Origin of the sequence: Escherichia sp. MOD1-EC5950, assembly GCF_002965345.1 — a bacterium.
GTDB classification, from domain to species: domain Bacteria; phylum Pseudomonadota; class Gammaproteobacteria; order Enterobacterales; family Enterobacteriaceae; genus Escherichia; species Escherichia marmotae.
Genome location: NZ_PTSR01000109.1, coordinates 1 through 906, shown reverse-complemented (window position 1 = coordinate 906; position 906 = coordinate 1). Strand labels below are relative to the sequence as shown.

Below are 906 nucleotides of genomic sequence, written 5' to 3'. Positions count from 1 at the left end.
CCTGAATTTTTAGTCAGCAGTAAACGGGGGAGTGTTTACTGCCGGACTCTGCTGAATTACTGGTAAGAAACAGTAACTGGCAGAGAAGCTTTCCACTGGATTGGAGCATCGTCGGAAGCAGCCTGATCAAGGGTGATCTTGACGGACTTGCCTTTTTCAATAACTGAGAAATAATAAGCGCTATGTGTAGATTTCGAGCCCTTAAAAGAAACGTAATTAACACCTTTATCTTCAACGCCTTGGTTAACATAATTCTGCCCAGCTTCTGGCATCAATTCACTTCGGTCACTGTTTAAAACTTGGTCTGCAGATTTTGGCACCCCACCAAAAAAACCGTGACCGGCCTTAGATGCGTAGTTCCAGAATTTACCGTTCCATTCTCCCTTCATTGAAGTACGCGCTTGAGCAAACATATCTGTTGTAAGAGAACCAATTTTCGCATCATTAGCATCTTTTACTTCCAGAGTTAATGGTGCAACGCTTGCCTTAAAACCATCAATATTAACTGCACCACCATAACTAATTTGCGGAGCCAGACCCGGGCCGCCAGCAAATGCTTTAGCTTCTACAGTACGAATACCCAGTACAGGAATTGTGCTCTTCACAGGGATGTCAACCTTCGTATCGCCTTTGCGGATATCAGCATCCAGGCCATTTACCGCAGCGCCTACTTTAACTTCCCACGGGGTAATCACATCTGCCGGAGTCAGGGTACCGCCCAGGTCAACAGAACCACCAGTGCCGTTTGCAGTCCACGCCATAGCAGAACCGGATACTGCAGCAGAGGCAGCCACAGCCAGTGCAATCAGAGTCTTTTTCATAAAATAATTTCCTTGATATTTCATAAATAATAAACTGAAATCGGTAATCCTTATTTTTCCGGAATTACCGCAAAACTATCCCCTG

1 protein-coding gene is annotated in these 906 nt (G+C 45.0%); it reads right to left on the bottom strand.

Annotated features, from left to right (window positions below):
* Nucleotides 1–56: 56 nt before the first annotated feature.
* A complete protein-coding gene (locus BEA93_RS24515) occupies nt 57–821 on the bottom strand; it encodes a hypothetical protein (protein WP_105267695.1) in 765 nt (254 codons plus the stop codon).
* Nucleotides 822–906 lie beyond the last annotated feature (85 nt).

Excerpts from the sequence above, each read along its gene's own strand:
- BEA93_RS24515 (WP_105267695.1), bottom strand. The coding sequence starts at position 821 with ATGAAAAAGACTCTGATTGCACTGGCTGTGGCTGCCTCTGCTGCAGTA.